Annotated in this window: 18 protein-coding genes and 3 pseudogenes; 17 read left to right on the top strand and 4 right to left on the bottom strand. The window is 70.5% G+C overall.

All coding sequences use genetic code 11. From position 1 onward, the window contains the following. Window positions 1-2: 2 nt before the first annotated feature. Together ACFV4K_RS19765 and ACFV4K_RS19760 are read left to right on the top strand one after the other, a co-directional pair. Window positions 3-887 (top strand): AAA family ATPase, encoded by an 885-nt coding sequence (locus ACFV4K_RS19765; protein WP_379276611.1) that lies wholly within the window; start codon window positions 3-5, stop codon window positions 885-887. 55 nt (window positions 888-942) lie between these two features. Continuing rightward, window positions 943-2,397 (top strand): VWA domain-containing protein, encoded by a 1,455-nt coding sequence (locus ACFV4K_RS19760; RefSeq protein WP_379276632.1) that lies wholly within the window; start codon window positions 943-945, stop codon window positions 2,395-2,397. Window positions 2,398-2,401: 4 nt separating this feature from the next. Here the strand turns inward: ACFV4K_RS19760 and ACFV4K_RS19755 are convergent, their stop codons facing one another. Further along, window positions 2,402-2,815, bottom strand: a complete 414-nt coding sequence (locus ACFV4K_RS19755; RefSeq protein WP_379276609.1) for a secondary thiamine-phosphate synthase enzyme YjbQ — start codon at window positions 2,813-2,815, stop codon at window positions 2,402-2,404. 70 nt (window positions 2,816-2,885) lie between these two features. On the opposite strand from ACFV4K_RS19755, the gene nadD reads away from it, so the two are divergent. The 8 genes from nadD to holA all read left to right on the top strand — a co-directional run bounded on the left by nadD (window position 2,886) and on the right by holA (window position 10,145). Then, on the top strand, window positions 2,886-3,518 hold the full coding sequence (gene nadD / locus ACFV4K_RS19750) for a nicotinate-nucleotide adenylyltransferase (protein ID WP_379276607.1): 633 nt from the start codon (window positions 2,886-2,888) through the stop codon (window positions 3,516-3,518). A 25-nt stretch (window positions 3,519-3,543) separates the two neighbouring features. Further along, complete coding sequence (gene rsfS / locus ACFV4K_RS19745) at window positions 3,544-3,972, top strand: ribosome silencing factor (RefSeq protein ID WP_357279582.1); 429 nt, start codon at window positions 3,544-3,546, stop codon at window positions 3,970-3,972. 5 nt (window positions 3,973-3,977) lie between these two features. After that, window positions 3,978-4,628 (top strand): histidine phosphatase family protein, encoded by a 651-nt coding sequence (locus ACFV4K_RS19740; RefSeq protein WP_379276630.1) that lies wholly within the window; start codon window positions 3,978-3,980, stop codon window positions 4,626-4,628. After that, window positions 4,618-5,418, top strand: coding sequence for a diglucosylglycerate octanoyltransferase (gene octT / locus ACFV4K_RS19735; protein WP_379276606.1), 801 nt, complete (start codon window positions 4,618-4,620; stop codon window positions 5,416-5,418). Before ACFV4K_RS19740 ends, octT begins: the two co-directional genes overlap by 11 nt. Beyond that, window positions 5,415-6,257: a DegV family protein gene (locus ACFV4K_RS19730; protein WP_379276605.1), complete on the top strand. Its 843-nt coding sequence runs from the start codon at window positions 5,415-5,417 to the stop codon at window positions 6,255-6,257. The genes octT and ACFV4K_RS19730 overlap by 4 nt, the downstream gene beginning before the upstream one ends. A gap of 177 nt (window positions 6,258-6,434) precedes the next feature. Further along, window positions 6,435-7,466: a helix-hairpin-helix domain-containing protein gene (locus ACFV4K_RS19725; RefSeq protein WP_379276603.1), complete on the top strand. Its 1,032-nt coding sequence runs from the start codon at window positions 6,435-6,437 to the stop codon at window positions 7,464-7,466. Between the two features lie 163 nt (window positions 7,467-7,629). Beyond that, window positions 7,630-9,174, top strand: coding sequence for a ComEC/Rec2 family competence protein (locus ACFV4K_RS19720; protein ID WP_379276601.1), 1,545 nt, complete (start codon window positions 7,630-7,632; stop codon window positions 9,172-9,174). Then, on the top strand, window positions 9,171-10,145 hold the full coding sequence (gene holA / locus ACFV4K_RS19715) for a DNA polymerase III subunit delta (RefSeq protein WP_357090014.1): 975 nt from the start codon (window positions 9,171-9,173) through the stop codon (window positions 10,143-10,145). The genes ACFV4K_RS19720 and holA overlap by 4 nt, the downstream gene beginning before the upstream one ends. A 31-nt stretch (window positions 10,146-10,176) precedes the next feature. Here holA and ACFV4K_RS19710 read toward each other — a convergent pair whose 3' ends face one another. Then, window positions 10,177-10,926 (bottom strand): LGFP repeat-containing protein, encoded by a 750-nt coding sequence (locus ACFV4K_RS19710; protein WP_379276599.1) that lies wholly within the window; start codon window positions 10,924-10,926, stop codon window positions 10,177-10,179. A 332-nt stretch (window positions 10,927-11,258) separates the two neighbouring features. After that, entirely contained in the window at window positions 11,259-11,522 is a 264-nt protein-coding gene (rpsT, locus tag ACFV4K_RS19705; protein WP_357090009.1) for a 30S ribosomal protein S20, read from the bottom strand. A gap of 207 nt (window positions 11,523-11,729) precedes the next feature. Here rpsT and ACFV4K_RS19700 point away from each other — a divergent pair. The 4 genes and pseudogenes from ACFV4K_RS19700 (at window position 11,730) to ACFV4K_RS19685 (ending at window position 14,571) form a co-directional block, all read left to right on the top strand. Next, window positions 11,730-12,511: pseudogene (locus tag ACFV4K_RS19700) on the top strand (circularly permuted type 2 ATP-grasp protein). Between the two features lie 21 nt (window positions 12,512-12,532). Continuing rightward, window positions 12,533-12,814: pseudogene (locus tag ACFV4K_RS19695) on the top strand (alpha-E domain-containing protein); the annotation flags it as partial. A gap of 70 nt (window positions 12,815-12,884) precedes the next feature. After that, a pseudogene (locus ACFV4K_RS19690) lies at window positions 12,885-13,728 on the top strand (transglutaminase N-terminal domain-containing protein). Between the two features lie 63 nt (window positions 13,729-13,791). After that, a complete protein-coding gene (locus ACFV4K_RS19685) occupies window positions 13,792-14,571 on the top strand; it encodes an aquaporin (protein ID WP_379276597.1) in 780 nt (259 codons plus the stop codon). Window positions 14,572-14,640: 69 nt separating this feature from the next. Here the strand turns inward: ACFV4K_RS19685 and ACFV4K_RS19680 are convergent, their stop codons facing one another. Continuing rightward, window positions 14,641-15,222, bottom strand: a complete 582-nt coding sequence (locus ACFV4K_RS19680; protein ID WP_379276595.1) for a type II toxin-antitoxin system PemK/MazF family toxin — start codon at window positions 15,220-15,222, stop codon at window positions 14,641-14,643. A gap of 157 nt (window positions 15,223-15,379) precedes the next feature. On the opposite strand from ACFV4K_RS19680, the gene lepA reads away from it, so the two are divergent. From lepA to ACFV4K_RS19665, 3 genes are all read left to right on the top strand, one after another. Further along, the gene (gene lepA, locus ACFV4K_RS19675; protein ID WP_379101415.1) at window positions 15,380-17,227 is read left to right on the top strand and encodes a translation elongation factor 4; all 1,848 of its coding nucleotides are present in this window, start codon (window positions 15,380-15,382) and stop codon (window positions 17,225-17,227) included. A gap of 525 nt (window positions 17,228-17,752) precedes the next feature. After that, entirely contained in the window at window positions 17,753-19,972 is a 2,220-nt protein-coding gene (locus tag ACFV4K_RS19670; RefSeq protein WP_379276593.1) for a hypothetical protein, read from the top strand. Next, the coding region (locus tag ACFV4K_RS19665; RefSeq protein ID WP_379276592.1) for a hypothetical protein at window positions 19,969-21,771 on the top strand (1,803 nt) is incomplete at its 3' end. The genes ACFV4K_RS19670 and ACFV4K_RS19665, both read left to right, overlap by 4 nt.

The raw sequence follows: 21,771 nt of genomic DNA, 5'->3' as shown, positions 1-21,771 counted from the left end.
CCGTGGCTCCGACCACCGCGCCCACCCAGGAGCCGATCTTCTCGTCGGTCGACGATGTGATCGAGCGGCTGGCCCGCACCGGCTATCTGGCCGACAAGGCCACCGCCACCTCGGTTTTCCTCGCCGACCGGCTCGGCAAGCCACTGCTCATCGAGGGCCCCGCGGGTGTCGGCAAGACCGAGCTGTCCAAGGCCGTCGCCCAGGTCGCGGGCGCGGAACTGGTGCGGTTGCAGTGCTACGAGGGCGTGGACGAGGCGCGGGCGCTCTACGAGTGGAACCACGCCAAGCAGATCCTGCGCATCCAGGCGTCCTCGGAGAACGACTGGGCCGAGACCAAGGCCGACGTCTTCACCGAGGAGTTCCTGCTGGAACGCCCGCTGCTCACCGCCATCCGGCGCGACGAGCCGACGGTGCTGCTCATCGACGAGACCGACAAGGCCGACGTCGAGATCGAGGGCCTGCTGCTCGAGGTGCTCAGCGACTTCACCGTCACCGTGCCGGAACTGGGCACCATCGCGGCGAGCCGCAAGCCGTTCGTGGTGCTCACCTCCAATGCCACCCGCGAGCTGTCCGAGGCGCTCAAGCGGCGCTGCCTGTACCTGCACATCGACTTCCCCGACGAGGAGCTCGAGCGTCGCATCCTGGCCAGCCGGGTGCCGGAGCTGAAGCCCGCCGTCGCGGCGCAGCTGGTGCGGATCGTGCACGTGTTGCGCGGCATGCAGCTCAAGAAGCTGCCCTCGGTCGCGGAATCCATCGACTGGGCGCGCACCCTGCTCGCCCTGGGCGCCAAGGACCTCGACGACAAGACCGTGCGCGCGACCCTCGGCGTGGTGCTCAAGCACCAGGCCGACCACGTGCGCGCCCAGGCCGAGCTGAAGCTGGCCTGACGTCATGGCGGGCACGGGCCGGGAGAACACGTCGCGCGGGCTGGTGTCGGCGGCCATGCGGGCCTTCACCAGCAATGCCACTCCCGCCGAGCCGGTGACCGCGGTCCCGGGGCCGACGGCCGAGCACGGCCTGCCGGGGCATCTGGTCGGCTTCGTGGAAGCGTTGCGCCGCCGGGGAATTCCGGTCGGGCCGTCCGAAACCGTGGACGCCGGACAGGTTCTCACCGTCCTGGACCTGATGGACCGCGAGGCCCTGCGCGAGGGCCTGGCGTGCGCGCTGCTGCGCCGCACCACCCAGCGCGCCACCTTCGACGGCATGTTCGACCTGTGGTTCCCGGCCGCGCTCGGGGAGCGGATCGGGGCCGAGGAGATCGAGTTGCCGGTCAAGCCCGACGGCTCGGTCGACATCCTCGAACTGCGGAAGATGCTGGCGGAGCTGCTGGTTCAGGACCCCTCCGGCGAGCAGGCACAGCAGTTGCAGGCGCTGGCCGCGCAGATGGTCGACCAGATGGGCCAGTACCAGGCCGCGGGCGGACCGTCCTTCTCCGCCTATCAGACCCTCAAGGATCTCCAGCCCGAACTGCTGGTGAGCAAGATTCTCGCCGGTCTGGCCCAGGGCATGGACAACTCCGACTTCGACACCGAGGTCGCCCGCCGCGCGGCGCGCCAGCGCATCAAGGACTTCCGCGGCACGGTGGAGGCCGAGACCCGCCGCCGCGTCGCCGAACGCATCGGCCGCGAACGCGTCGCCACCTACGGCGTGGCCCGTCAGGCCGAGGACGCCGACTTCCTGCGCATCTCCCAGAACGAACTCGACGAACTGCGCCGCGGCAGCCAGCGCCTGGCCCGAGTCCTGGCCTCCCGCTTGGCGGCTCGCCGCCGCCGCTCCCGGCGCGGCGAGATCGACCTGCGCAAGACCATGCGCAAATCCATGTCCACCGGCGGCGTCCCCGTCAACCTGGTCACCCGCAAGCCGCGCCCCGGCCGCCCGGATCTGGTGCTGCTGTGCGACATCTCGGGCTCGGTGGCCGGATTCTCCAGCTTCACCATGCTGCTGGTGAACGCCCTGCGCGAACAGTTCTCCCGGGTCCGCATCTTCGCCTTCGTGGACCGCGTGGACGAGGTGACCGGCCTGTTCGACGCCGCCACCCCGCTCGACCAACTGACCCGCCGCATCTTCACCGAGGCCGAGGTCGTCGGCATCGAGGGCCACTCCGACTACGGCTCCGCCCTCGAGGGTTTCGCCGAACGCTTCCCCGACGCCGTCACCAGCCGCACCTCGCTGCTCATCCTCGGCGACGCCCGCACCAACTATCGCGACCCCGCCCTCGACACCCTGCGGCAGCTCGTCGAGACCGCCAAACACGCCCACTGGCTCAATCCCGAGGCCGAAAAGATGTGGGGCACAGGCGATTCCGCCGCCGACCGCTACGCCGACATCATCGACATGCACGAATGCCGCTCCGCCCGCCAGCTCACCGCCCTGGTCGGCCGCCTCCTCCCCGTCTAGGAGCTCAGCCGGCCAGGAAGGACAGGCGCACCTGGCGGATCGGGTTGTCGACATTGAGGTCGACCATCGCGATGGACTGCCAGGTGCCCAGGGCCAGTTCGCCGCGGAGGACCGGGATGGTCGCGTAGGGGGCGATCAGGGCGGGCATCACGTGGGAGCGGCCGTGTCCGGGGGAGCCGTGCGCGTGCCGCCAGCGGTCGTCGGCGGGGAGCAGCTCGCGCAGGGCGGCCAGCAGGTCGTCGTCGCTGCGCGCGCCGAGTTCGATCAGTGCGATGCCCGCGGTCGCGTGGGGGACGAAGACGTGCAGCAGGCCGTCGCCGCCGGCGGTCACCTCGCGGAGGAAGGCCGCGCACTGCGGCGTGAGGTCGTGGACGACTTCGCTGCGGCCGGTTTTCACTTCGATGAGGGTGCTCTGCATGACCACCATCGTCCTCCAGAGGGCCGCCGCTGCGCGGTAGGCGGCTCAGCCCCCGGTAAGCTCGCGTTTCGTGCATACGAACGGCCGCCGCAAGCTGGGCGTGATGGGTGGCACCTTCGACCCCATCCACCACGGGCACCTGGTCGCGGCCAGTGAGGTCGCCAACCGGTTCGACCTGGACGAAGTGATCTTCGTCCCGACCGGGCAGCCCTGGCAGAAGGGGGACCGGCCGGTCAGTCCGGCCGAGGACCGCTATCTGATGACGGTCATCGCCACCGCCTCCAACCCGCGGTTCTCGGTCAGCCGCGTGGACGTGGACCGCGGCAAGGAGACCTACACCGTCGACACCCTACGTGACCTGGCCGAACAGCACCCCGACGCGGATCTGTACTTCATCACCGGAGCGGACGCGCTGGCCAGCATCCTCACATGGCAGGATTGGTCGGAACTGTTCGAGCTGGCGAAATTCGTCGGCGTGACCCGTCCGGGGTACGAATTGAATATCGACCATCTCGCCGATCACCTCCGCGATTTCCCGGAGGGCACGGTCACGATGATCGAGATCCCGGCCCTGGCCATCTCGTCGAGCGAATGCCGGCGACGGGCGGCGGAGGGCCGGCCGGTGTGGTACCTCGTCCCGGACGGGGTCGTCCAATACATATCGAAACGGCACCTGTACGTGTCGCAAGAGCGTGCATTGTGAAAGTGCGCAGGGAAGAGGTAGCAGGGTGACAGCATCGGCAGAAGCGGTCAAGATGGCGACGGTGGCCGCACTGGCCGCCGACGAGAAGCTGGCCGTCGACGTGGTCGTGCTGGATGTCTCCGAGCAGCTGGTCATCACCGACTGCTTCGTCATCGCGTCCGCGCCCAACGAGCGCCAGGTCAACGCGATCGTCGACAATATCGAGGACAAGCTGCGCGACGCCGGACACAAGCCGGTGCGCCGCGAGGGCACCCGCGAGGGCCGCTGGGCGCTGCTCGACTACGTCGAGATCGTGGTGCACGTGCAGCACGAGGACGAGCGCGACTTCTACGGCCTGGAACGACTGTGGAAGGACTGCCCGCAGGTGGCGGTCGAGGGGATCGGCGACCCGCGGACCGCGGCAGCGGACCGGGACGCCACGACAGATGAAGACAAGGCTGGGGACGACGAGTGAGCAAGATGGCCGGCGTCCGCCGGTTGATTCTGCTGCGGCACGGACAGACCGAATGGAATGCCACCGACCGCATGCAGGGCCAGACCGATACCGAACTCAGTGACATCGGCCGGCGCCAGGCCAAGGACTGCGCCCCCGATATGGCGACCAATGACCTGATCGCCATCGTCTCCTCCGATCTCAAGCGCGCCCACGACACCGCGCTGGCCGTCGCCGAATGCGCCGCCATGCCGGTCGTCACCGACCCGCGCCTGCGCGAGACCAACCTCGGCGACTGGGAGGGCATGGACCACCGCCAGGTCGACGCCCAGTTCCCCGGCGCGCGCAAGGCATGGCGGCTCGACGCCCGCTTCACCCCGCCCGGCGGCGAATCCAAGCTCGAGGTCGGCGCGCGTTCGCTGCCCGTGGTGCAGGAACTCTTCGCCACCCGCGAGGACTGGCCCGGCAGCAGCGTCATGCTGGTCGCGCACGGCGGGCTCATCGCGGCCCTCACCGCGGCCCTGCTGGAACTGCCCGAGTCCAGCTGGCCCGCCCTGGGCGGCCTCGCCAACACCAGCTGGGTGCAGCTGACCAGCCACGGCCCCGGCATCGACCGGCCCGGCTGGCGACTGGACGTGTGGAACGCGGTCGCCAAGGCGGCTCCCGATGGCCTCTGACAACGGTGCCGGCCGGCCGAAGAGCGCAGCGGCAGCCGATGATTCGGTGATCGAGACCGCGCCGCAGCGCAAGGTGCTGGTCGTGGTCGCGGACTCGCTGTCCTACTTCGGCCCCAAAGGCGGTCTGCCCGCGGACCATCCGCGCATCTGGCCCAATCTCGTTGCCGCCGAACTCGACTGGGACGTCGAACTGGTCGCGCGCATCGGATGGACCTGCCGGGACGCCTACTGGGCGCTGATCGGCGATCCGCGCGTGTGGGCCGCCGTGCCGAACGCCGGGGCGGTCGTATTCGCCACCGGCGGTATGGATTCGCTGCCCTCGCCGCTGCCCACCGCGCTGCGGGAGCTCATCCGCTACACGCGTCCGGCGGCCCTGCGCCGCCGGGTGCGCGAGGCCTACAACTGGCTGCAGCCGCGGCTGTCCCCGCTGGGCTGGCCGGTGGCGTTGCCGCCCGAGGTCAGCGTGGACTACCTGGAGCAGTCGCGGAACTCGCTGGCGCAGTTGCGGCCCGAGCTGCCGTTCGTGGCGGTGCTGCCGTCGGTGCACAAGTGCGAGGCCTACGCCGAGGTGCACACCGGCCGCGAACCCATGGTGCGGGCCGTGACCGAGTGGGCCGCCGAACACGACGTGCCGCTGGTGGACCTCGGGGAAGCCGTGCGCGACAACGTGTTCAACGGTCCGGCCAACCCCGACGGCATCCACTGGGGCTGGGAGGGCCACACCGCGGTCGCGCGGGCCATGGTCAAGGTGCTGACCGAGGTGACGACCGACGAGGTACAACCTGCATGACCGTGGTGGTGGTGACCGACTCGTCGGCCAGTCTCCCGGCCGAACTCGCCGTCGACCTGGGGGTGCTGGCGGTGCCGTTGCACGTGCTGGTCGACGACCGCGAGATGCGCGAGGGCGTCGACGAGTGCGAGATCGACTACGGGACCTCGCAGGTCACCACCTCCGCCGCCTCACCTGGTGAGCTGCGCGCGGTCTACGAGCGCGCGCTGGAACTCAGCGACGGCGACGGCGTGGTGGCCGTGCACATCTCGCGGCAGCTGTCGGGCACCTGGGAGGCCGGACGGCATGCGGTGCGCGATATGGACGCCGCCCACCGCATCCGGCTGGTGGATTCGCTCAGCGCCGGGCTCGGTACCGGCCTGCCCGTGCTCGCGGCCGCCCGCCGCGCCCGCTCGGGCGAAACCCTCGACGTGGTCTACGACTCGGCGGTCGCGGCCGCCAGCCGCGGACGGGCGTTCATCGTGGTCAACCGGACCGAGCAGTTGCGCCGCGGCGGCCGATTGACCTCCGCCGCCGCCTTCTTCGGCTCCGAACTGGTGACCAAGCCGATCCTGCAGATGGTCGACGGCCGCCTGGAACTCCGCGAGAAGGCCCGGACCCGGTCGAAGGCGTTCACCAAACTCGTCGCCGCCGCGGTCGACGCGGCCGGTGAGGACGGCGCGGCGGTCGCCGTCCAGCACCTCGGCGCGGAGGACGCCGCCTCCACCATCGCGACTCAACTCCAATCCCTCATCCCCGGCATCCGCGAGGTGATCATCTCCGAGTTCGGACCGACCCTGGGCGTCCACCTGGGCGTGGGGGCCGTCGGCGCACTGGTCGTCCCGGGCGGCTGCGGCTGACAGAGTCCCCGCTCACCGCGGGGAACTGCGGGTCGGCCAGTGTCACCGGCTGGGGTGGGATGACGGGGCCGGTGCTGGAAATCTGCTTGTCCACAACGGGTTTCTGTATCCACAGCCCGACGAGAACGCCAGGTCGCGGTCCCGGCTCGAGCGGCCCCGGCTCCTACCGTGAGCCCCATGCCGCAACTCGACGAACGCACTCCACTTCAGCGCCTCACCGACCGCCCGGACAGCGAACCCCGTCCGAGCCCAACGGAATTCACCCCCGGCCGCCCGCACGCGCCCCGCTGGGACGAGGAATCGCTCGACGACCTTCGAGACCCCGACTCCGCCCCTCCCGCCTGGCTCTCCGAGCCGTGCGGCCCCGTCTCCCTCTGGCACGAACGCCTGGTCCCCGAACGCTTCCGCGGCACCCGCTGGGACCCGGGCCCGCGGGGTGTCCTCGTCCTCGCCGCCCTGGCCGTGGTCGCCATCCTTCTCGCCGCCTACGTGTCCCTGCGGGAAACCCCTGTCTCCCAACCGGTCCCACCCATCGCACCCCTCAGTGACGCCGCACCGGCCGGCCAGGATTCGCCGGCGATCGCCGCGACCGAACCCGTCGCGTCAGCAGGCGCCGCGCCGCGGACGGCCGTTCCCGCACCGGCCGCGCCAGGTCCCGCCGTCCCGCCATCGGGTCGGAACCCGATCGTCCCCACCGCCGTTCCGACGCCGGGCGGGACCGCCGCGTCGTCGGAGCTGGTTGTCAGCGTCATCGGTTTGGTCGAGCACGCTGGTCTCCGTCGATTGCAGACCGGAGCTCGGGTGGCCGATGCCCTGCGCGCCGCCGTCCCGCGACCCGAGGCGGACCTGTCGACCCTCAACCTCGCCCAGCAGCTCACCGACGGCGACCAGATCGTCGTCGCTCGTGCGGCACCACGCACAACGCCCACCCGGGTCGGGAGCACGATCGTGAATTCCGCTCACTCCACCACCGATTCGCCCGTCGCTACCGGACCGCCCCGCTCGACCGCCGCGGCCGCGAGAGTGAACCTCAACACCGCCACCGAATCCGAACTCGACACCCTTCCCGGCGTCGGACCGGTCACCGCGAAAGCGATCCTCACCGGGCGGGCCCGCCACGGCCGCTTCACCTCCGTCGACCAGCTCGCCGAAATCGACGGGATCGGGCACTCCCGGCTCAACCGCCTCCGCGACCGGGTCACCACATGAGCGCCGTGAGATGCGCTGTCGCGCTGCGGGAGAGGCGGCGGGCCGAGTCGGTGCTCCGGTGGACGCCACCGCCGCGCACCGGATCCGCAGGGGGTGTCCGCGCCGCGGGCAGGGCCGGTCGGCGGACCGGTGGGTGGTGGAGTAGCGAGTCGGGGTGGCGGCGATGACGGCCGACGACGTGGCGGTGGGTGCGGACCGCGGACCGGCCGACGCACCGGAGGTGCTGGATGCTCGGCTGGTGCCTGCGGCGGTGTGCGGGTGGGGTGCAACGGTTGTCGCCGTGGTGGTGGGGTGGCAGGCGGGCGTCGGGGTCGCGGCCGGGTGTGCGGCGGCCGGGGTGGGCGTGTCCGCCCTGGCTGTTCGGCGGGCTCGGGTGGGCCGTGGTGGTGGGGTGGTCTGGGTCGTGTTGGGGGCCTTGCTGATCGGGGCGGGGTTCGGGTTGGCGGGGGCATCGCATGCACATCGGGTGCGGGAGCATCCGCTGGGGGCGGTGCGGGCCGGGCAGCGGATCGTCGCGGTGGTGGAACTGGGCGAGGATCCGAAGCGATTGTCGGGCAAGGCGTTCGGTGGTCCGAAGGTGATGGTGCGGGGTGAATTGGTCGAGTACCGAGTGGGCGGACGGATCGTGCGGGCGGGCGGTGCGGTCACCGTGCTGGCTCCGGCGGGCGGGTGGCGGACGTTGATGCCGGGGCAGCGGGTGGAATTCGGGGCGCGCGTGGGGCGTCCGTGGCGCGCCGACCTGACGGTGGCGGTGCTGCGGGCCGATGGCGCTCCGGTCGCGGCGGGTACGGCGCCGTGGTGGCAGCGTGCCGCCGGGCAGGTGCGTGGGGATTTCGGTAGCTCCGCGCGTCGGGCACTGTCGGATGACGCGGCGGGACTGCTACCCGGGTTGGTCATCGGCGATACGTCGGGTCTGACCGAGCACGTCGCGGAGAACTTCCGCGAGGTGGATCTGGCTCACTTGACCGCTGTCAGCGGGGCGAACATCACGATCCTGCTGGGGGCCGTGCTGGTTTCGATGCGCGCGCTCACGGTGGATCCGCGGGTCGGGGCGGTGGCGGCGGGCGCCGCGCTGGTCATGTTCGTGATCCTGGCCCGGCCGTCGCCGAGCGTGCTGCGGGCCGCCGTCATGGGAGCGATCGCGCTGCTGGCGGTGTGCACCGGCCGCCGGAAGCATGCGCTACCCGCGCTGTGCGCCGCGGTGATCGGGCTGCTGGCGTGGTCGCCGGGGTTGGCGGTGGATGCCGGGTTCGCGCTGTCGGTGCTGGCCACGGCGGGACTGATCGTGATCGCGCCGGGCTGGTCGGAATGGCTTCGGGCGCATGGCTGGTGGCGGATTCCGGCGGACTCGTTCGCGGTGGCCGCCGCGGCCTTCGTGGTCACCACCCCGCTGGTGATCGCCATGACCGGCCACCTCAGCCTGGTGGCCATCGCGGTGAACATGCTGGTGGAGCCGGTGATCGCGCCCATCACCGTCCTGGGGGCGCTGGGTGCGGTGCTCGCGGTGGTCTGGTCGCCACCCGCCGCGGTGGTCATCCACTGCACCGCCCCGCCGCTGTGGTGGCTGCTGACGGTGTCGGACCGGGCCGCGGCGCTGGGCGCGTCGGTCACCGTGCCCACCGGAGTGCGGTCGGGTCTGGTCGCGGCGGTGGTGTGCGGGCTGGTGCTCGCGGGGTTGTCGGGGCGGACTCGTAGGATCGTTGCGTGAACCAGCGACCCGCGCCCCTGCATCTCGTGCTCGGTGAAGAGGAACTGCTGATCGAACGGGCGGTGGCGGCCATCACCGCACAGGCTCGGGCCACCACCGCGGATCCCTCGGCGCTGCCGGTGGATCGGCGGCGGGCGGGCGATGCCAGCACCCCGGAATTGGCGGAGCTGCTGAGTCCCTCGCTCTTCGCGGAGGACCGGGTGATCGTGCTGGAGTCGGCGGCCGAGGCGGGCAAGGACGCGGTAGCGGTCATCCAGGACGCCGCGTCGTCACCGCCCGAGGGCGTGGTGCTGGTCGTGCTGCACAGCGGCGGCGGGCGAGCCAAGGCACTCGCACCGGCCCTGCAGAAGCTTGGCGCGGTCGTGCACAACTGCGCGAAGCTGACCAAGGCGGGGGAGCGGGTCGAGTTCGTGCGCAACGAGTTCCGGGCCGCCAATGTGAAGGTGTCCGCCGACGTGGTGCAGGCCCTGCTCGAGGCGGTCGGCTCGGATCTGCGGGAACTGGCCGCCGCCAGTTCACAGTTGGCCGCCGACACCGGCGGCAAGGTGGACATCGCCGCGGTGCGGCAGTACTACTCCGGCAAGGCCGAGGTGACCGGATTCGAGGTCGCGGACCTGGCCGTGTCGGGGGACCGCCCCGCCGCCATGGAGGCGCTGCGCTGGGCCATCGACCGGGGCGTGCCCGCGGTGCTGCTCGCCGACGCCCTCGCGGATTCGGTGCACACCATCGCCCGCGTCGGATCGGCCGGGCGCGGAGACCCGTTCAAGATGGCGGGCGACCTCGGCATGCCGCCGTGGAAGGTGAAGAAGGCCCAGGGGCAGGCGCGCGGCTGGACCGGCGCGACCATCGGCGCGGCCCTGCAGGTGGTGGCCGGACTCAACGCCGACGTGAAGGGTCAGGCCGCCGACGCGGATTACGCGTTGGAGCACGCGCTCTCGCGGATTCTGGACCTGCGCGAGAGCGCCTCGTAGGCGCGGCGGGGGAGCGCCGCGCCCTGGGAGACTAGGCCTCCGGCTTCCAGATGATCTTGCCGCCCTGGAAGTCCTGGGCCTTGCCGCCCTCGTAGTCGTACTCGTCGCCGCTCGGGAAGCCGTAGCGGCCGTTCTCGGCGCCATTGCGCACCCAGGTGTCGCGGATCGCGCCCCACACGATGTGGGTGCCCGTCTTCTGGGTGGAGTAGATCGCGCCGCCCTCGAACAGCTGGATGTGGGTCGAGGAGCTGTTGGTCTTGTTCTCGTCGGCGATGGGGAAGCCGAGCGGGCTGTTCTCCCAGCCGACGGAGGCGAACTTGTCGCGGATCACGCCGCTGAGCACGTGGGTACCCGAGCCGACCGACCAGTAGATGGACCCGCCCTGGAAGTGCTGGAAGCGACCGGGCTTGCCGGTCTGGCCCTCGTCGGTGACGGGGTACTTCAGCGAGCCCGACTCCGAGCCGGTGCCGCGCCACTTGTCGCGGATGGCGCCGCCGATGGCGTGCGCGTCGGTGGCCGGGGTCCAGTAGATGGAGGCGTTGTTGACGAAGTCCTGCTTCTTGCCGCCGCCGGCCGCGTCGGCCTCCGGGGTGGTCGGATCGCCGAAGAACTCCGGCCCGCCCGCCCGGTCGTATTCGGCCTCGATGGCCCCGCCCACCTCGAACGGGCCGATGGGCCGCGCGGTCGCGACACCCATTCCGGTGGTCAGCGCGACCGCGGCCACGCCGGCGGCCAGCGAGCCGCGGGTCCAGTAGGAACGGTTGTCACGCAGCGATGCCAAGAGAACTCTCCAGTACAGGTGTCGATGTCACCCCGACGGTGTCGCAGCCATCCTGCTGCGTGCCGCCGAAGTCAGCAAGTCTCTCCGACACAGTCGACACCACAACGGTTCCCGTTACAGGCGTCACAACTGATCTCGCGCCGATGGGGGTAACTCGCCGGGTACGCCCAAAATTGTTTCGGCTATCAACCGCCGGTCCGCATGCATGGCGGTCAACGGCACCGAGCCGTGCACTGAAGTCCCGGGGAGGCGGTACGACAAAAGCCGCCGTGGTCTTCGTGGCCACGGCGGCTGTTCTAAGCTTTGATCCGGTAAGTGCTACCGGAGTCGGATCAGCCGAGCTTGTTGAAGGCCAGCGAGATCGCCGACTTCTTGTTGGCGGCCTGGTTGGCGTGGATGACGCCCTTCGAGGCGGCCTTGTCCAGGCTCTTGCTCGCCGACTGCATCAGCTCGAGCGCCTTGTCCTTCTCGCCCGCAGCCGCGGCCTCGCGGAACTTGCGGATCGAGGTGCGCAGCGCGGACTTCACCGACTGGTTGCGCTGGCGCGCAAGCTCGTTGGTGCGAATCCGCTTCATCTGGGACTTGATGTTGGCCACGCCGGTTTCCTCGTGTTCCTTCGTTTGGTGTGTATGCGGGATGCAAAGTCTTCGTGCGCACTACGAGATGGGTAGTCGCAGCACCGACCGTCGAGGCTACCAGGCAAGGTGTCGGGCACGAAATCGGCCTGGTCCGCGACATGGACGAAACCAGAGATTTATCCCCGTCCAACTGCGCGTTGCCCCTGCGTGACGGACCATTTCCGCATGGCCGCGCTCACTCCCGCCGCACGTGCTCCCGCCGGGGTATTCGCTGGCTATCAGCCCGGACGCTATCACCGCGCCTACGACGAGATGTTCGATTCCGCAGGGCGCCCGCGCCCCCTACCGGGGCATATTCAATGCCCTGGCCGCCATCGACGCCGCGGACCTGGCCGCCCGCGCCGAGGCGCTGGACCGCGCCTTCGTCGATCAGGGCATCACCTTCTCGCTCTCGGGCCAGGAGCGGCCCTTCCCGCTCGACCTGATGCCCCGGGTGATCGCCGCCATCGAGTGGACCAGACTCGAGCGCGGCATCAAGCAGCGGGTACGCGCCCTGGAGGCCTTCCTCGCCGACGTCTACGGCGAGCAGACCATCCTGCGCGACGGCGTCATCCCCAAGCGCCTGGTCACCTCCTGCGCCCACTTCCACCGGGAGGCCGCGGGCCTGGTGCCGCCCAGCGGCGTCCGCATCCACGTGGCCGGAATCGACCTGGTGCGCGACGAGCACGGCGATGCACGTGGACCTGCGCCCGTTCGCGGTCAACGACGGCGACGACATCTGGGTGCTGCCGGGCGGACTGACCCGGGTGGCGCTGCCCGCGAACTCGCTGGTGGTGAATTCCAGTCAAGGGGGCGGTAGCAAGGACACCTGGGTGCTGTCCCCGAGAACGTCTGTGGCGCAACGGGAATTGGCGGGCTCGGAGCTGGTCGGCGAGTTGCACCTGAGCTCGGAGAGAGACCGATCAAGAGAGCCCTCGTTGATGCCGACCAATCAACAACAGCAGTGAACGACAATAGAATTCGCAGAGCGGGTGGCCGAGGCCTGCCTGCAGGAACTGGATCAACGGCTCAACAGCCGGTTCGCGGCCCGCCACGAGGCGCACCGCTTGCTCGGGCGGGCGCGCAGCGAGCTGGAGCTCTTGCCCTCGACGGTGCTGCTGGAGGACTTGCCCAGCCGGCTGCTGTGGTTGCAGCAGACCTGCCGCGAAGTCGGGGAGGCCGTGGCGCTGCAGTACTTCCACGCCGAGTCCTGGGTGGCGTGGACGGGATTGCACGGCCGCAATGCCGAGCGGATGGAGGAGCCGGTGTGATCGGTCAGGCCCGGAGGCGGGAGCGCGGCGTAACCACGCGGGGCCCCGTTCGCGCCGATGAGGAAACAGCATGAGCTGGCGCATGCGGGTGGTGCACACCACCGGATACGTCTACGACGCGCCGGTCACCCGGTCGTTCAACGAGGCCCCGGCTCACGCCGCGCGCCGACAGCCGGCAGAACGTGATCCTCAATCGCGTCGACACCGTGCCCTCGACCCGGTCCTACCGGTACACCGACCACTGGGGGACCGCCGTCACCGCCTTCGATCTGCACGCCCCGCACACCGAACTGGAGGTGACCAGCGCGTCGGTGGTCGAGACCGAGCCGGTCGCGGGCCCGCCCGAGGAGCTGTCCTGGGAGGAGCTGCGCGACGACGCCATCGGCGACCGCTTCGACGAACTGCTCGAACCCACCGAGTTCGTGCCCCGCGCGCGGCGGCTGGCCTCGGTGTCGCGGCAGCTGGCCCGCGGCGTGCCGCCCGCCAAAGCGGTTGTCCGCGCGGCCGAATGGGTGCACCGGGAGATGAACTACCTGGCCGGGACCACGTCGGTGCACACGTCCGCCGTGCAGGCGTACGCCGAACGGCAAGGCGTGTGCCAGGATTACGCGCACCTCACGCTGCTGCTGTTGCGCGGCATGCGGATTCCCAGCCGGTACGTCTCCGGCTATCTGCACCCCGATCCCGCCGCCGAGGTGGGCCACACCGTGGCGGGTCAGATGCACGCCTGGGTGGAGGCCTGGACCGGGCAGTGGTGGGGCTACGACCCGACCAACAACATCGCGGTCACCGAGCAACACGTCTCGGTCGGTGTCGGTCGTGATTACGCGGATGTGCCCCCCTTGAAAGGTATCTTCAGCGGAAGCGGCTCGACCGATCTCGACGTGGTGGTGGAAATAACCCGCCTGGCCTGAGGGTTCCGGCCCGCGCCGCTCGCTCTTCGCCGGTGCGTTGTCCATGCAAGCGGAAGGTAGCCGATGTCTCCCACAGCTCAGGAAGTCGCCGAGGATCTCACCGACCTACAACCACCCACCCTGGGGCGCAAGCTGTTCGCCGAGGCGCTCGGCACCTTCGTGCTGGTCCTGGGCGGCGTCGGCACCGCGGTGCTGGCCGGGAGCCGGGTCGGCGCGCTCGGCGTGGCACTGGCCTTCGGCCTGACCCTGCTGTTCCTGGTGTACGCGATCGGCCCGATCTCGGGCTGCCATGTGAACCCGGCGGTCACCGTCGGCCAGCTGCTGCTGGGCCGGGTGAACATCGTGGTCGCGGTGGGCTACTGGGTCGCGCAGATCGTGGGCGGTCTGATCGGTGGCGCGGTCATCTACGCCATCGCCAAGAACCTGCCGTCCTACGACCGCGCGAAAGACGGTCTGGGAGCGAACGGCTGGGGCGAGCACAGCCCGTCCAAGCTGGTGCTCGGTGACGTCACCACCAACGGCTACGGCCTGGCGGCGGCCATCACCGTCGAGGTGATCCTGACCGCGCTGCTGGTGTTCGTGGTGCTGGCCTCCACCGACCAGCTGTCGGACGTGCCGCTGGCGGGTCTGTCGATCGGCCTCACCCTGACCGTCATCCACCTGATCTCGATCCCGGTCGACAACACCTCGGTGAACCCGGCCCGCAGCCTGGCGGTGGCCTTCTACCAGGACGGCGCGCCCGCGCAGCTGTGGGTGTTCATCGTGTTCCCGCTGATCGGCGGCGCGCTGGGCGCGCTGGTCTACGCCCTGATGTTCGGCCGCTCGCGCAACGTGCTCAGCTGAGCGTCGCGCGGACTCGATCGGCCCCCGTTCCGTTCCGGAGCGGGGGCCGATCGCTTGTTCGGGAAAGCGCTAGTGCCAGTGGTATTCGGCGCACAGCCGGTGCGCGACCTTGTCGAACGTCTTGCGCGGCACGATCGCGCCCTCGCGGCGAATGCCCATTTCGGGGACATCGAGCACCCGGTCGAGCCGCACCCAGCTGTCGCGGCCCTCGTGATCCCACGGCCCGTTGCCGATCGCCACCCAGTTGTCGTGGCGCGCGTGATCGGCATTGGAGGACAGCATCAGCCCGAGCAGCGTGCCGCCCTCACGGCCCACCACCAGCACCGGCCGGTCCTTGCCGTTGTCCGGGTCCTCCTCGTAGGGCACCCAGGTCCACACGATCTCGCCCGGATCGGCGCGCCCGTCCAGCTGCGGGCTGTAGACGATCATCCGCGCGCGTTCCTGCGACGGCACCCCCGCCGAGGAGGTCGGCCGCACGTTCACCCCCGGACCCTTGCGCGGCGTCCCCACCGCCTTCAACGCGCGGTCCCAGACCGTCGACTGCCGCACCCGTCCGATCAACTTCGGCGCCTGCTGCGTGACGAGCTGGGTGCCCTGCTCCTTAGCCACGATCCCCAACTGCTTCCCCAGAGCGTTCCACCTGCCGGCCATGACACCGCAGCCTAACGGCGGACACCCCGATTCTCATCCGCAGTGGATTCGCCTGCGGCGACGGGTCGTTCACGTCCGGGGAAGACCGGGGCGAGGTCATCGGGTCCAACCCCGTAGACTTGCCGGTTGACATGCCGCTGTTTCGCCATGCCGAGGAGTGACTCCGATTAGCAGCTTCGCCGACAAGACGTTCACCGATCCCAGCCGGATCAGGAACTTCTGCATCATCGCGCACATCGACCACGGGAAATCGACCCTGGCCGACCGGATGCTGCAACTCACCGGTGTGGTCGAGGAGCGCGCCATGCGCGCCCAGTACCTGGACCGCATGGATATCGAGCGGGAACGCGGCATCACCATCAAGGCGCAGAACGTGCGGCTGCCGTGGAACGTCGACGGGGAGGACTACGTCCTGCACCTGATCGACACCCCCGGCCACGTCGACTTCACCTACGAGGTGTCACGGGCGCTCGAGGCCTGTGAGGGCGCGGTGCTGCTGGTCGACGCCGCGCAGGGCATCGAGGCGCAGACCCTGGCCAACCTATACCTGGCCATGGAGCGCGATCTCACGATCATCCCGGTGCTCAACAAGATCGACCTCCCGGCCGCGGACCCGGACCGCTACGCCGCCGAGATCGCGCACATCGTGGGCTGTGAGCCCGAGGACGTGCTGCGGGTGTCGGGTAAGACCGGCGTCGGCGTGCCCGAGCTGCTGAACAAGGTGATCGCGGAGATCCCCGCCCCGGTGGGCGACTCGGAGGCGCCGCCGCGCGCGCTCATCTTCGACTCCGTCTACGACACCTATCGCGGCGTGGTCACCTACGTGCGTGTGATCGACGGCAAGCTGACCCCGCGCCAGAAGATCAAGATGATGTCCACCGGCGCGCAGCACGAACTGCTCGAGATCGGCATCGTGTCGCCGGAACCCAAGCCCACCCAGGGGCTGGGCGTCGGCGAGGTGGGCTACCTCATCACCGGTGTGAAGGACGTCCGCCAGTCGAAGGTCGGTGACACCGTCACCACCGCCCGCGACGGCGCGACCCAGGCGCTGGCCGGCTACCAGGAACCGCGGCCGATGGTCTACTCCGGCCTCTACCCGGTCGACGGCTCCGACTATCCGGATCTGCGCGACGCCCTGGACAAGCTGCAGCTCAACGACGCCGCGCTGACCTATGTGCCGGAAACCTCGGTGGCCCTGGGCTTCGGCTTCCGCTGCGGCTTCCTGGGCCTGCTGCACATGGAGATCACCCGCGAGCGCCTGGAACGCGAGTTCGGCCTCGACCTGATCTCCACCGCGCCCAACGTGATCTACCGCGTGGTCATGGAGGACGGCACCGAGCACATCGTCACCAACCCGTCGTTCTGGCCCGAGGGCAAGGTGCGCGAGACCCACGAGCCGATCACCAAGTGCACGGTGATCGCGCCGAGCGAGTTCGTCGGCACCATCATGGAGCTGTGCCAGGCCCGCCGCGGCGAGCTGCTGGGCATGGACTACCTGTCCGAGACCCGCGTGGAGATGCGGTACACGCTGCCCATGGCGGAGATCATCTTCGATTTCTTCGACTCGCTGAAGTCGCGCACCCGCGGCTACGCCTCGCTCGACTACGAGGAGGCCGGCGAACAGCAGGCCGACCTGGTCAAGGTGGACATCCTGCTGCAGGGTGAGGCGGTCGACGCCTTCTCGGCCATCGTGCACCGCGACGCCGCGCAGGCCTACGGGCACAAGATGACCACCAAGCTGCGCGAGCTCATCCCGCGACAGCAGTTCGAGGTGCCGATCCAGGCGGCCATCGGCTCGAAGATCATTGCGCGCGAGAACATCCGGGCGATCCGCAAGGACGTGCTCGCCAAGTGCTACGGCGGTGACATCAGCCGTAAGCGCAAGCTGCTCGAGAAGCAGAAGGAAGGCAAGAAGCGCATGAAGACCATCGGTCGCGTGGACGTGCCGCAGGAGGCCTTCGTGGCGGCGCTGTCGACGGACTCGGCCTCGGACAAGAAGAAGTAGCCGACGCTCCTGGCTCCCGTGCCCCGCTCCCTATGGGAGCGGGGCACAGTACTAGAGGGAGTGGGTTGGTGTTCGGTCCCGTGCCCGGCCCTCGGAGAACGGGGCACGGTATTTCGGGGCGCTCGGTCTTGTGCCCGGCCTCGGGGAGCGGGGCGCAGTACCAGGGGAGTGGGTTGGTGTTCGGCTCGGGGAGCGGGGCGCAGTACCGGGGGAGCGGGTAGTTGTTCGGCCCTTGGAGAACGGGGCCACAGTAATTGGGGGCTGCGGGTGGCGACATCCGCCGTCACCGGGGGGATAGGGTGGGGAAACTTCCGGTCGGCCGGTCAAGCGCAAGGTTCGGTATGCAGGTCCAAAATGGGGCTTCCGTCCGGATTCGCAGGGTGACAAGCTGTGTGGCACACCGTTGAGCGCACCATCCCCTACCTGGTGGATGTGACAGACCGGTTATCCGGAAATAGGGTGTGAAACGAGTTTGGTCCGGTGGCCCGCGCACGGCGCCGCCGGAGCCCTGAGAGCGGAGCCAGCATGACACGTGATCTGCCCTTCGACGATGCTTCCGGCGCCGATGAGAACGACGGTGACGCCGCCTATCGCATTGCCAACGGTGTCGCGCGCGTGGCTCGGGGCGGTGCCTACGTGACCGGCGGCGCGCTCATCGCGGCCGGCGGCAGCCGCGGCGGATCGCCGGCGATCAACCACGACAGCAAGAACGTCGGCTGGTCGCAGGCCGAGGATCCGCAGCCGAACGTGCCCAGCCCGACCATCACCTTCCCGGACCTGACCGCCGACTCGCTGCCGCAGCACCACGGCCCCGTGGTCGCGCCCGTCAACGGTGTCTTCGGGCCGCTCGGTGAATACCACGGCACCGACGCCGGACTGTTCCCCTCGCTCGACGCCATCCCGGCCACCGAGCCCTCGCATGCCGGCTTCCACGGCATGGGTCTGCCCGACACCGACACCGGCGCGTCCATGACCGCCTTCCCGACCTACGGCCCGCGCCCGGGCTGGGGTCTGCCCATGGAGAGCGAGCAGCCGACGGAATCGGAACCGGCGCAAGAGAATTCGCAGCTGCCGTCGCTCGAGCAGTCGCACCTGCCGGGCCTGCCCGGCTTCGCGTCCGGCCTGCCCGGATTCGGGCTGCCCGGTTCCGACGGCATGCACCTGCCCGGTATGGGCGCGACCGGCCTGGTGCCCGATCACCAGCCCGGCCTGGCCGACCACTCCGGCGCGTTCGACGGCATCGGCGCTGGTGCCGGACAGGGCGGCGCCGGCGTCTTCCTCGGCACCGACTGGGCCTTCGACGCCCACGTCGGCCTCGACGGCGTGTGGTTCCACTCCAATCTGAAGGCCGATCTGGGTGTCGGCGCGGTCGGCAACCAGCTCGACGCCTACAACCAGCAACTGGGACAGGGGATTTCGCACATTCCGGCGAACACCACCCTGCCCAGCAATGGCGCGCCCGCCACCCCGGGTACGTCCACGCCGCAGTCCGCGCAGCCCGCCGACAAGTCCGGCGCCACGACCGCCGCCGGCGTGAACGGTGTTCCGGGACACGGTGTCTCGGAGCCGTCGTCCGCCGGCGCCCCCGGTTCGGGTGTGCCGGGCTCGACGTCGCCGGCCGGTACGCCGCTGGCGTCCCCGGCCGCGCCCGCCGCGGCGGCTCCCGCGCCGGGCCTGGCGCCCGCCGCGCCGGTGGCCCCCGCGCCGTCGAACCCGATCGCGCTCACCACGATCGCGCCGACCCCGGCCGCGCAGCCGATGCCGCCCGCGCCCGCCCCGGTGCCGCCGGTCGCCACCTCGCCCGCCGCGCCCGTGTCGGTCGCGCCGGTGACGGTGCAGCCGGTCGCGGTGACGCCGTTGCAGACCACCATCCAGCCCGACGTCGCCAACCAGCCGATCGCGAATCTGCTGTCCACGCACGGCGGTCCGTCGCCGCTGACCGCGCCCGCGGCCGTCGCCCCCGCCCTGTTCGACCACGGCCGCACGCCGGCGCTGGCCAGTGGCGACTCGTCCGCGCCCGGCCACCAGCCGACCACCCTGGCGACCAAACCGGTCCCCGCGGCCACCCCGGCCCCGACCGCGCCGCACGCCACCCCGCCGACCAAGGTCGACCACGGCCCCACGCTCACCGTGCCGCCGATCCCGACCAAGATCCCGGGTCTGGACGACCTGACCAAGGGCCTGGACACGCCGTCGACCATCAAGCCGGTGACCCCGCCGGTGAACACCGGCGACACCGACCTCCCCACCAAGCCGCACTCGCCGTCCGACGACAACACCGGGACCCGTCCCACCGTGCCGACGGTCACCGTGCCCGACGACCCGACCCCGCATCAGCCGACCGTGACCGTAGCGCCGCGCCCGACCGTGCCGACCCAGCCGTCGGTCCCGGATCACGGTGGCCAGCCCAGTGTTTCGGTCGCCCCCGTGCCGACCGTCGCGCCCGCGCCGACCATGCCGTCGCCGATCACCACCGCGCCGCACGTCGACCCGCCGACCCAGGTGAAGCCGATCGCGGACCAGTACACCCCGGTCGTGCACGCGCAGCCGGTCTCCGCCGTTCTCCCGGTGCATGATTCGGTTCCGCCGGTTCAGGACGCGCCGATCGGCGTGCATGATTCGGTGCTGGCCGTGCACGACGGAAGTCTGCTGGTGCACGACGCCGGTCTGTTCTCCGGTCTCGGCGACGCCGGGTACGCCGACCTCTCGGCGCAGGGTCCGGGCGATCACATGCTGCTGCTGTGAGCGCACCGGGTCATCAGGTAGCGGTGAAGAATCCCGATGCGCTGGGTCCGCTGGTCGAGCTGCTCGACCGGCTGCTCGAACTGACTCATGCCTCCGGCCGGCTCGATCTGACCGGCCGGCTGGGCATCGCCCGTGCCCGCCTGACCGATCCGCGGGTGCGGCTGGTCGTGGTGGGCGAATCCCGGTCCGGGATGAGCACTTTGGTGAACAGTCTGGTCGGGGCCGCGGTGAGCGCCACCGACGGCCACGCCAGTGTCCCGGTGATCGCCGAGTACGGCCCGCAGGCCGCGGCCACGCTGGTGAAGGCGGGTGCGGGTGGCGCCGCCCAGCGCACCGCCGTCGACCCGCAGTCGGCGCTGGCGGAGCTGGGGTCGGGCGAGGTCATCCGGGCCGAGTTCACCCAGCCCAGCCCGCTGCTCGCGGAGGGCTTCGTGGTGCTGGACGCGCCCGGCTCGCCCGAGGACTCCCCGGCCACCTGGTCGCTGATCGCGGCCGCGGACGCGGTGCTGTACGTGGCCGACGCGCGCGCCCCGTTCACCCCGGCGCAGATCGAGCAGTTGGAGCGCATCCAGCAGGTGTGCCCGACGGTCGTCTGCGTGCTCAACAAGATCGACCAGTATCCGCAGTGGCCGCAGGTGCAGCAGCACGACCGGCAGCTGCTCGACGACGCCGGGCTGGCCTTCGCGGTCGCCCCCGCCTCGGCGCGCCTGCACGCGCACGCCACCGCCAACGGCGACCAGCGGCTCGACCTGGAATCCGGTGTGCCGCAACTGCTCGACCACCTGCGCGCCCACGTGCTGGGCCGCGCGGACGCCGTCGCCGTGTCGGCCGCGGTCCGCGATATCGGGCGCATCACCGACCACCTGTCGCTGGCGCTGCGCAGCGAGGCCGAGACGCTGCGCGACCCGCGCCGCCTGACCGTGATCACCGAGCAGCTGCGCCGCACCCGCGAGGAGGCCGAGCAGCTCCGCCAGCGCACCGCCAACTGGCAGGTCACCCTGGCCGACGGCGCGGGCGAGCTGATGGCCGACACCGAACACGATCTGCGGCACCGGCTGCGCAGCCTGATCCGCGACGCCGACGCCGACATCATGAAGGGCGATCCGGTCCGGGGCTGGAACGACTTCGGCGCGGATCTCGACGCCAAGATCTGTGAGGCGGTGGAGGAGAACTTCGTCATCGCCCACTACCGCTCGGTGGAGCTGGCCGAACAGGTCGCCGCCAAGTTCCCCGAGAGCGGCATCCCCACCCCGGATCTCAAGCTGGACAACCCCGGCGACGTCGGCGCGGTGCTGGAACACGTTACGGCGCTGGACAGGCTGGACAGCGCCAAACTCGGCATCACCGCCCAGGTGCTGACCGCGTTGCGCGGCTCCTACGGCGGCCTGCTCATGGTCGGTCTGATCACCAGCCTGCTGCACATGTCGCTGGTGAACTGGTACTCCGGCGGCGCGGCCATCCTGCTGGGCCTCAATGCCCTGTGGGACGACCGCAAGGCCCGCCGCGCCCGCCGCCAGGCCGAGGCCAAGGTGGCGGTCGCCCGGCTCATGGACGATGTGATCTTCCAGGTGAGCAAGGAGTCCCGCTACCGGCTGCGCGCGGTGCAGCGCAGCCTGCGTGACCATTTCACCGAGATCGCCACCTCGACCCTGCGCTCGGTGGACGCCTCGCTGCGCGCCGCCGAGGAGGCCGCCACGGTGGGGTCCGGCGCGGGCAGGGAGGCGCGGCTCACCGAGATCGAGCGATCACTGGTGCGGCTGCGCGACATTCGCGAAACCGCCGACGGGATCGGCGAAAGG

The organism is Nocardia sp. NPDC059764 (genome assembly GCF_042732555.1).
In the GTDB taxonomy this organism is placed as follows: Bacteria; Actinomycetota; Actinomycetes; order Mycobacteriales; family Mycobacteriaceae; genus Nocardia.
This window is presented reverse-complemented; position numbering and strand designations above follow the sequence as displayed.